The organism is Streptomyces solincola, from assembly GCF_002982015.1.
Taxonomy (GTDB): Bacteria; Actinomycetota; Actinomycetes; order Streptomycetales; family Streptomycetaceae; genus Streptomyces; species Streptomyces solincola.
Window position 1 is genome coordinate 1 of sequence record NZ_PVLV01000383.1, and the last position, 7,939, is coordinate 7,939.

Consider the following 7,939-nt stretch of genomic DNA (forward strand, 5'->3'; position numbering starts at 1 on the left):
CCCCGCCCCCGCCACCCCGGCCCCCGCCCGGCCAGGACGGACCCCCCGCCCCCCCGCACGGCGGCGCCGCCGCGGCCAAGCACCACAGCCGGCCGCCGCTGCCCGGCCGGCCCTCAACCGGCGTGCCGCTGCCCGCCCCGGCCACCCCGGCCGCCGCCGCGGCCCCGCGCCGCGACACCGCGGCCGCCACCCGGCCCGCCCCCGCACCGGCCGGCCGCCGGCCCCCGGTCCGCCGCACCCTGCTGAGCGGCGCCCGGCGCAACCTGGCCGCGGTCGGCGCCGGGGCGCTGCTGGTGGCCGTCCTCGGCACCGTGGTGACCCTCGGGGCCGCCTCCGGCGACGGCAACGCCGAACCGGGCCGGGCCACCACCGAGCGCTCCGCCCCGGAGGACACCGGCACCACCGGCCCGGACTCCGAGCGGCCCGCCGACGACTCGACCCGCGACCCGGGCGGCGGGGCCCCCGCGCCCGCCACCGGCGGGACGTCCGCCGGCGGCTCCGGGGAGCCCGGCGCGACCGCCGGTCCCGGCCGGACCCGCCCGGAGACCGAGTCGGCCACCCCGTCCGACGACCCGAGCACCCCGGACGGCGACCCCGACCCGTCCAGCGGCACCCCGTCCACCCCGGGCACTCCCACCACCGGCGGCACCGATCCCACGGGCGGCACCGACCCGACCGGCGGCACCGACCCCACCGGGGGCACGGACCCCACGGGCGGCACGGACCCGACCGGCGGCACCGACCCCACGGGCGGCACGGACCCGACCGGCGGCACCGACCCGACCGGGGGCACGGACCCCACCGGGGGCACGGACCCCACCGGCGGCACCGACCCCGCCGGGGGCACCGACCCGACCGGCGGCACCGACCCCGCCGGGGGCACCGATCCCACGGGCGGCACCGGCGCCGCCGGCGGTGGCGGTGGCGGCGACACGGCGGGGGCCGAGGCGACGGAGTAGGCCGCACGGCCCGGCGTACGCCATCGTGAACGGCCGCGGCCCCGGGCCCCCTGCGAAGGAGGGTGCCCGGGGCCGCGGCCGTGTCAGGAGGCTCTAGAACAGCTTCAGCTTGTCGTCCTCGATGCCGCGCAGCGCGTCGTAGTCCAGCACCACGCAGCCGATGCCGCGGTCGGTCGCCAGCACCCGCGCCTGCGGCTTGATCTCCTGCGCGGCGAACACCCCCCGTACCGGGGACAGGTGCGGGTCGCGGTTGAGCAGCTCCAGGTAGCGGGTGAGCTGCTCCACGCCGTCGATCTCGCCGCGCCGCTTGATCTCCACCGCCACCGTCGCCCCGCCGCCGTCCCGGCAGAGGATGTCCACCGGTCCGATGGCGGTGGGGTATTCGCGGCGGATCAGCGTGTAGCCCTCGCCCAGGGTGTCGATCCGGCCCGCGAGCAGCTCCTGAAGATGCGCCTCCACGCCGTCCTTGACCAGCCCCGGGTCCACGCCCAGTTCGTGCGAGGAGTCATGGAGGATCTCCTCCATCGTGATGATCAGTTTCTCGCCCGCCTTGTTGACGACCGTCCACACGCTGCCGTCGCCCTCCTTGAGGGTGCACGGGGGCGACATCCAGTTGAGCGGCTTGTAGGCCCGGTCGTCGGCGTGGATCGACACGCTGCCGTCCGCCTTGACCAGGATCAGACGGGGGGCGGAGGGCAGATGGGCGGTGAGCCTGCCCGCGTAGTCCACGGAGCAGCGGGCGATGACGAGACGCATGGTCGGCAACGCTACTCGACACCCGCCGCCGTACGCGATTCCATCCCAAACTCCCCTCTCTTCGTGGCCGGTTGTGGCCCCGTTCGCCTGGTGCGGTCCGGACGGCGCGCTTACCGTGGAAGCAGGAGGTTGCCGCGCGTACACGCTCCGTGTAACGGCGGGTGCCTTCTTCCCTGCCCGTTCGACCCCGGTCCTAGGGGTCCGAGAGGAGTACCCATGTCGCTCGACGTCTCGCCGGCGCTGTTGGAACAGGCCGAGCGTGGCGAGGTCGACGAAGCCGCCTTCGTCGACTGCGTCCGGACCTCCCTGCCGTTCGCATGGGAGATGATCAGCAATCTGGTGGCCCAGCTCAAGGTGGACGGCGGCGCGTTCGCCGACAACCAGACGCCGCCGCCGGACGAGCAGGCGCGCGGCCAGCTTCTGCGCGCGCTGGCGAGTGACGCGATCCGCGGTGCGCTCCAGCGGCACTTCGGCGTGCGTCTGGCCTTCCAGAACTGCCACCGCGTCGCGGTGTTCCCGCTGGACTCGTCGGTCGACGAGAGGCTGGCCCGCTTCACGTCCGTGCGGGCCCAGCTCCTGAACCAGTCGCCGGAACTGCGCGACTGCTGACGTACGGTGCTGCCGCCTTCCGCGCCGCGGGAGGGCGCCGGGCGACCGGCGCCGTGGTCGGCGCCACGGGCGGGTACGGACGGAGGCCGGGGCGGTGCGGGCCCCGGCCTCCGTCACGCCAGCAGCGGCAGCACCTCCGCGCCCAGCCTGCGGATGTTCTCCTCGGTGGCGGCCACGTCGCCGGAGCCCTCGACCAGCAGCGCGAAGCGGGTGATGCCGGTGCGCTCGGCGGTGGCCGCCAGGCGGTCGGCCGCCAGCCTGGGCGTGCCCACCGGGTGCAGGGCGCACAGCAGCTCGGTGTACGCCACCGGGTCCCGCATCGCCCGCTGCCGCCCGTCGACCGTCACATGGGCGTCCAGGCCCTGCCTCAGCCACCCGGGCATCGACTTCACCAGGCTCTCCACCGCGTCCTCGGCGCGGTCGGCGAGCTGCGCCACCCCCGCCGAGACATGGCGGGCGGCCGTGCGCGCCACCTCGTCGGGGGAGCGGCCGGCGGCCAGCGCCTCCCGCCGCCACAGCGCCGTCATCGCGGCCTTGTCCTCGTCGCCGCAGTGCATGCCCAGCAGCATCGGGAGGTTGCGGGCGGCGGCCAGCCGCACCGACTGCGGCGAGGTGCACGCCACCACCGTCTCCGGGCCGCCCCCGCCGCCCTCCTCCGGCCCCGCCAGCAGCTCGTCGGGCCGGGGGACCACCGCGACCTCGCGGAAGCGGTACCGGGGCCCGTCCGCGGCCACCCGCGGCTCGCGCAGCCACCGCAGCAGCAGGTCCAGCGACTCCGGGAACCCCTCCTCGTACGCGCCGAGGCCGGCCCCGAACACCTCCAGGTCCACCCACGGCCCGCCGCGCCCCACGCCGAGCGAGAACCGCCCGCCGGAGGCGATGTGCAGCAGCGCGGCCTGCTCGGCCAGCGCCACCGGGTGCGCGGTGGGCAGCACGCTCACCGCCGTGCCCACCCGGATCCGGCGGGTGCGGCCCAGCAGCAGAGCGGCGAGCGTGATCGCCGACGGGCACACGCCGTACGGCACGAAGTGGTGCTCGGCCAGCCAGACCGCGTCCAGCCCGGCCTCCTCGGCCACCTCCGCGGACCGCACCGCCCGGTGCAGCGTCTCGCCCTGCCCCTGACCGGGAAACTGGGCCGCCAGTACGAAAGTTCCCACGCGCATCGCCAACTGCCTCCTTGACCGGCCGACGCGGCTCCCCGACAGGATCAACGCCTGACACGTGCCAAAGGCAACGGGCCGATGGCAACTTTCGTGCGATTAACCGGCAATCGGCGGCGCGGCCGACCGGCGTGGGCACCGGCCGCGCGAGCCCCCGCGCACTCCGGTCACCGGCCTGCCCGGGTGCCGTCGCCCCCGCCGGCCGCCCTTACGCTGGGGGGAGCCGGTCCGTACGCGCTGTGAGAGAGGTGCACCCGTGTCCCCGCGCCGCAGCCGCCCCCGAGGCGGCGCTCAGTCGAGGTCCGAGGCCGTCGAGCCGGGGGACCGTTACGGCGGGTTCCAGCGCAGCGAGTCCTGGCAGGGCGAGGACTGGTCGGTCCGCCATGTCGCCGGCGCGGCCGCGGGCGGCAAGCGCTACCGCTGCCCGGGCTGCGACCAGGAGATCCCCGGCGGCGTCCCGCATGTGGTGGCCTGGCCCGAGTACGGCGGCGTGGACGACCGCCGGCACTGGCACAAGGCCTGCTGGAACGCCAAGGACCGCCGCACCAGCCGGGTGCAGCGGTCCAGGAACGCCCCGCGGCACTGAGGCGCGCGGGCTTCGGTGGTCAGCCGACCACGCGGACCGGGGTGCCGGTGGCGGCGAACTCCCACAGCGCCTCGCCGTCGGCCGGCCGGGTGCGCACCGCGCCGCCGCGCCCCTCCGGCGAGGAGGTCGGCGCGGCCCCGTCCGCCGCGTGCGAGAACGCCACCCAGACGCCCTCGGTGTTGGCGAAGTAGACGACGTGCTCCACCGGCACCCCGTCGGAGCCGTTGCCCGCGGCGCGCCGGGTGGACACCTTGTGCTCGCCCTCGGCCGGGGCGACCCCGCCGGGCCACACCGCGAAGGTGCGCAGCGGCAGTTCGTTCTCGCCGACCAGCCAGACCCGCCGCTGGCCGAGGGAGTAGACCACCCGCCGCCCCTCGCCCGAGTCCTCCGGGACGGCGTTCTCCTGCTTCGGCGTCGGCCGGGGCGTGCCGGACTTGCCGTCGGCGGAGCCGGCGGAGGGGGAGGCCGACGGCCGGGCGGACGCCAGACCGCCCTCGGGGACCTTGCCGCGTGCCTGGACGGCGAGCACGGCCACCGCCACCAGGGCGGCCACCGTGAGGGCCGAGACCCAGGCCCAGGTGGGCGTCCGGCGGCGGGCATGCATCGGGGCGGTTCTCCTTGGCTCTTCAGCGAGGTCGGATCATCGTACTCGGGCCGAAAGGGCCCCTGGAACCGCCTCCGGAACCGCCTCCGGAGCGACCTTCGGAACCGCCTTCGCGGCCGCCTTCGGCCAGGGGCTCGGCAAGGCCGCCGTCAGACGTCCCGGCGGTCCAGCGCCAGGTAGGCACCGGCCAGGACGACGGCCGTCACCCCGGCGAGGACGGCCAGCGGTGTCCAGCCGTGTGGGCCGCCCTCGGCCAGCAGCCCGGAGTCGGCGTAGACGGCGACGAGCAGGCTGGGGATCGAGTACTGGAACAGGAACTCCCGCACCTCGTACATCGACTCGTAGCTCATGAACATCGCGGCCACCAGCGGCAGCAGGATGATGCCGACCATGACCGTGATCGCCCCGGCCGAGTGCCGCACCAGCGCCCCGACGCCCAGCGACAGCAGCCCGAGCAGCGCGACGAACAGGCCCGCGCCCACGGTGGCGCGCAGCCACTCCTCGCCGCTGGCCGGCGCCCCGCCGACGATGGCCGTCTGAAGGACGGCGACCAGCGCGGCGGTGGCCGTGGTGACGGTGAGGGCCAGCAGGAAGAACACCACCGCCTTGGCGGTCAGCACCCGGGCCCGGCTGGGGCACGCGGTGAGGGTGGTGCGGATCATCCCGGTGCCGTACTCCGAGGTGATGGTCAGCACGCCCAGCGTCACCACGCAGAGCGAACCGAGCAGCACGCCGGTGAAGCCGAGCACCAGCACCGGGTCGCCGCCCATGCCGTCCTCGGCGTCCACGGCGGCGACCACCATGGCGGAGAACAGGCCGACGCCGGTCATCAGCACGATCATCACGCCGAGCGTCCACAGCGTGGAGCGCACGGAACGGATCTTGGTCCACTCGGAGGCCAGCGCGTCCCCGAGGTTGGCCCGGCGCAGCGGGATGGGGGAGGTGTACTGCTGCTGCGGCGGCGGGTACGCGGCGCTCATCGGGGGTCCTCGTTCTTGCGGAAGTCTGCGGGGGCGGCGGCAGGCTGCGGCGGGGTCTGCGGCGCCGGCTGCACCTGCGGCGGCGGAGGGGCCTGCGGCAGCGGCGGCCCGGCGGCGGGGGCCTGCGCGGGCGTGCCCGGCGCCGGCGGCGCGGCGGCCGGGGGCCGGCCGGGCCCGTCGGCGTACGGGTTCTGTCCGGGCGGCGGCGGGGCGTACCAGCCCTGCTGGGGCACCTCCGGGATCACCGGCTGCTGCGGCGGCGGCAGGTGGCCGGGCGGCGGCTGCTGCATCAGCCCGGCCTTCTGGTCGTCGGTCGAGCGGTAGTCCACCGCGCCCTGGGTCAGGCGCATGTACGCCTCCTCCAGCGACGCCTGGTGCGGCGAGAGCTCCCACAGCCGCACGTCCGCGCCGTGGGCCAGGTCGCTGATCCGCGGCAGCGGCAGCCCGGTCACCCGCAGCGCGCCGTCCGGCTCGGACAGCACCTGGCCGCCCGCCTCGGCGAGCACCGACAGCAGCTTCTCGCGCTGCGCCGGCTCGGTCTCGGGGGTGCGCACCCGGGCGAAGTCGGCGGAGTTGGCCGAGATGAAGTCCTTGACGCTCATGTCGGCCATGAGCTGGCCCCGGCCGATGACGATCAGGTGCTCGGCGGTCAGCGCCATCTCGCTCATCAGGTGCGAGGAGACGAAGACCGTGCGGCCCTCGGCGGCCAGCGCCTTCATCAGGTTGCGGACCCAGAGGATGCCCTCCGGGTCGAGGCCGTTGACCGGCTCGTCGAACAGCAGCACCTGCGGGTCGCCGAGCAGCGCGGCCGCGATGCCCAGCCGCTGGCCCATGCCGAGCGAGAAGCCCTTGGAGCGCTTCTTGGCCACGCTTTGCAGACCGACGACGCCGAGCACCTCGTCGACCCGGCGGGCCGGGATGCCGGCCAGCTGGGCCAGCGACAGCAGGTGGCTGCGGGCGCTGCGGCCGCCGTGCACCGCCTTGGCGTCCAGCAGCGCGCCGACCTGCCGGGGGGCGTTGGGCAACTGCCGGTAGGGGTGGCCGCCGATGGTCACCTGCCCCGAGGTGGGCCGGTCCAGCCCCAGGATCATGCGCATGGTCGTGGACTTGCCGGAACCGTTCGGTCCCAGGAAGCCGGTCACCGTACCCGGCCTCACCTGGAAGGAAAGGTTGTACACGGCCGTCTTCGCGCCGTAGCGCTTGGTCAGGCCGACTGCCTCGATCATTCTCCAGCCCCATCGAACAGGTCGTCGGACGTCGGGCCCTGCGGCGCGATCACCCACGGCCCCCGTAAGAGGTAAGAGGGTATCCAGCCGTTGACGGTTCCGGCCAAGCGCGGACGGCGGAGGGCGGCGGCCGGCGGGGCCGCCGCCCTCCGCCCGTCGCGCGCTACCGGCTCACGCGTCCCGCTTGCGTACGACGAGATAGCCGCCGGCCAGGGCCAGCGCCACCCACAGCACCATGATGCCGAGCCCGGCCCACGGCCCGTAGGCGGCGGCGTCGCTGTTCATCGCGTTCGGCACGGTCTGAAGGATCCGGCTGCCGGCCTGGTCCGGGAAGTACTCGGCGACCTCCTTGGCCTTCGGCACCGCGGACAGGATCTGCGAGACCAGGAAGAAGAACGGCACCAGGATGCCCAGCGAGAGCACGGTGGAGCGCAGCATGGCGGCCACGCCCATCGAGAACAGCGCCATCAGCCCCATGTAGAGCCCGCCGCCGACCACCGCGCGCAGCACGTTCTCCTCGCCGATCGTGGTGGAGTGCTCGCCCAGCAGCGCCTGGCCCAGGAAGAAGGAGAGGAAGCTGGTGGCGAGGCCCACCACGAGGGCCAGCACCCCGGCGACGGCGATCTTGCTGAACAGGAAGGCGCCGCGCCGCGGGACGGCGGCCAGCGAGGTGCGGATCATGCCGGTGCTGTACTCGGTGCCCACCACCAGGACGCCGAAGACCACCATGGCGAGCTGCCCGAGGACCAGCCCGGAGAAGCTGACCAGCACCGGATCGAAGGTGAGCTGCTCCGGTTCGGGCAGCTCGGAGAAGGTGGCGTTGGTCAGCGCGCACAGGCCGGCGCTGATGCCGACGGTGACCAGCAGGGCGCTGGCCAGCGTCCAGACCGTGGAGGACACCGTACGGATCTTGGTCCACTCGGAGTGGAGGACCGCGGTTGCCGCTGCCATCGCTCAGCCCTCCTTCGACCAGCGCGGACCGGCGTCCGGACCGGGAACGGGTCCGGGGTCGGGGTCGGGGTCGGGTCCGGGGCCGGGGCCGGGACCGGTGTCCGGGCC

The 7,939-nt window shown here is 75.2% G+C and carries 8 protein-coding genes and 1 pseudogene; 3 read left to right on the top strand and 6 right to left on the bottom strand.

Annotated elements, in window-relative coordinates; all coding sequences use genetic code 11:
- Nucleotides 1-959 (top strand): annotated as a pseudogene (locus tag C6N75_RS22280) (hypothetical protein); the annotation flags it as partial.
- 93 nt (nt 960-1,052) lie between these two features.
- Here the strand turns inward: C6N75_RS22280 and nucS are convergent.
- Nucleotides 1,053-1,715: an endonuclease NucS gene (gene nucS, locus C6N75_RS22285; RefSeq protein WP_181160573.1), complete on the bottom strand. Its 663-nt coding sequence runs from the start codon at nt 1,713-1,715 to the stop codon at nt 1,053-1,055.
- 216 nt (nt 1,716-1,931) lie between these two features.
- Between nucS and C6N75_RS22295 the strand changes: the two genes are divergently transcribed.
- The gene (locus C6N75_RS22295; protein WP_105870682.1) at nt 1,932-2,324 is read left to right on the top strand and encodes an SCO5389 family protein; all 393 of its coding nucleotides are present in this window, start codon (nt 1,932-1,934) and stop codon (nt 2,322-2,324) included.
- 113 nt (nt 2,325-2,437) lie between these two features.
- Here the strand turns inward: C6N75_RS22295 and C6N75_RS22300 are convergent, their stop codons facing one another.
- Nucleotides 2,438-3,487: an LLM class flavin-dependent oxidoreductase gene (locus tag C6N75_RS22300; protein ID WP_105870683.1), complete on the bottom strand. Its 1,050-nt coding sequence runs from the start codon at nt 3,485-3,487 to the stop codon at nt 2,438-2,440.
- A gap of 253 nt (nt 3,488-3,740) precedes the next feature.
- Between C6N75_RS22300 and C6N75_RS22305 the strand changes: the two genes are divergently transcribed.
- Nucleotides 3,741-4,070, top strand: a complete 330-nt coding sequence (locus tag C6N75_RS22305) for an ATP/GTP-binding protein (RefSeq protein ID WP_105870684.1) — start codon at nt 3,741-3,743, stop codon at nt 4,068-4,070.
- Nucleotides 4,071-4,089: 19 nt separating this feature from the next.
- Here the strand turns inward: C6N75_RS22305 and C6N75_RS22310 are convergent, their stop codons facing one another.
- The 4 genes from C6N75_RS22310 to C6N75_RS22325 all read right to left on the bottom strand — a co-directional run bounded on the left by C6N75_RS22310 (nt 4,090) and on the right by C6N75_RS22325 (nt 7,831).
- On the bottom strand, nt 4,090-4,674 hold the full coding sequence (locus C6N75_RS22310; protein WP_105870685.1) for a L,D-transpeptidase: 585 nt from the start codon (nt 4,672-4,674) through the stop codon (nt 4,090-4,092).
- Nucleotides 4,675-4,823: 149 nt separating this feature from the next.
- Nucleotides 4,824-5,654, bottom strand: coding sequence for an ABC transporter permease subunit (locus tag C6N75_RS31740; protein ID WP_105870686.1), 831 nt, complete (start codon nt 5,652-5,654; stop codon nt 4,824-4,826).
- Nucleotides 5,651-6,880 carry an ABC transporter ATP-binding protein gene (locus C6N75_RS31745; protein ID WP_105870687.1) on the bottom strand — a complete coding sequence of 410 codons (1,230 nt, stop codon included), beginning with the start codon at nt 6,878-6,880 and terminating at the stop codon, nt 5,651-5,653. The genes C6N75_RS31740 and C6N75_RS31745 overlap by 4 nt, the downstream gene beginning before the upstream one ends.
- A gap of 171 nt (nt 6,881-7,051) precedes the next feature.
- Nucleotides 7,052-7,831 carry an ABC transporter permease gene (locus C6N75_RS22325; protein ID WP_105870688.1) on the bottom strand — a complete coding sequence of 260 codons (780 nt, stop codon included), beginning with the start codon at nt 7,829-7,831 and terminating at the stop codon, nt 7,052-7,054.
- Nucleotides 7,832-7,939 lie beyond the last annotated feature (108 nt).

Bases quoted from the DNA above. Each gene is read 5' to 3' on its own strand.
- nucS (WP_181160573.1), bottom strand. From the start codon at position 1,715: ATGCGTCTCGTCATCGCCCGCTGCTCCGTGGACTACGCGGGCAGGCTC.
- C6N75_RS22295 (WP_105870682.1), top strand. From the start codon at position 1,932: ATGTCGCTCGACGTCTCGCCGGCGCTGTTGGAACAGGCCGAGCGTGGC.
- C6N75_RS22300 (WP_105870683.1), bottom strand. From the start codon at position 3,487: ATGCGCGTGGGAACTTTCGTACTGGCGGCCCAGTTTCCCGGTCAGGGG.
- C6N75_RS22310 (WP_105870685.1), bottom strand. From the start codon at position 4,674: ATGCATGCCCGCCGCCGGACGCCCACCTGGGCCTGGGTCTCGGCCCTC.
- C6N75_RS31740 (WP_105870686.1), bottom strand. From the start codon at position 5,654: ATGAGCGCCGCGTACCCGCCGCCGCAGCAGCAGTACACCTCCCCCATC.
- C6N75_RS31745 (WP_105870687.1), bottom strand. From the start codon at position 6,880: ATGATCGAGGCAGTCGGCCTGACCAAGCGCTACGGCGCGAAGACGGCC.
- C6N75_RS22325 (WP_105870688.1), bottom strand. From the start codon at position 7,831: ATGGCAGCGGCAACCGCGGTCCTCCACTCCGAGTGGACCAAGATCCGT.